The sequence below is a fragment of the Streptococcus oralis genome, assembly GCF_001578945.1.
GTDB lineage: Bacteria > Bacillota > Bacilli > Lactobacillales > Streptococcaceae > Streptococcus > Streptococcus oralis_Q.
Genome location: NZ_KQ969551.1, coordinates 407,673 through 408,248, shown reverse-complemented (window position 1 = coordinate 408,248; position 576 = coordinate 407,673). Strand labels below are relative to the sequence as shown.

1 pseudogene is annotated in these 576 nt (G+C 42.0%); it reads left to right on the top strand.

What is annotated here, in order from left to right:
- Positions 1–576, top strand: a pseudogene (locus tag SORDD16_RS04670) (bifunctional glycosyltransferase family 2/GtrA family protein); the annotation flags it as partial.

Here is a 576-nt window from a genome sequence, read left to right as displayed (position 1 = left end):
TGGTTACAGCGGACGCAGATGGCCAGCACAGGATCTGGGACATTTTCCGTAATATGACAAAATCAAATGAAAATCCTAATACACTTGTCCTTGGTATTCGTGCCTTTACTGGCAAGGTTCCCTTGCGTAGTCGTTTTGGAAACAGCTTGACTCGTATCTTGTTTAAACTGCAAACAGGTGTCGCTGTATCCGACACCCAGACAGGATTACGTGCCTTTTCAACGGATATGATCCCCTTTATGCTTAAGATAGAAGGACAACGGTATGAATACGAAATGAACATGCTCCTCGAAGCCAGTCAAGCCTACCCAATCTTAGAAGTTCCGATTGAAACGGTCTATATCAACGACAATGAGGCTTCTCACTTCCGACCTATTCGAGATGGCTTGATGATTTATAAAAATATTTTAAAGTTTGCGCTCTCGTCTTTTAGTAGTTTTATCGTAGATTATGTGGTCTACGCTCTCTCTATTCTATGCTTGAGCTTTATTCCGACAGGTCTGCGTGTTCTTCTCTCAAATGGCTTGGCACGTGTGACTAGCTCCATCTTTAACTTTTCTACCAATAAAAAATTGG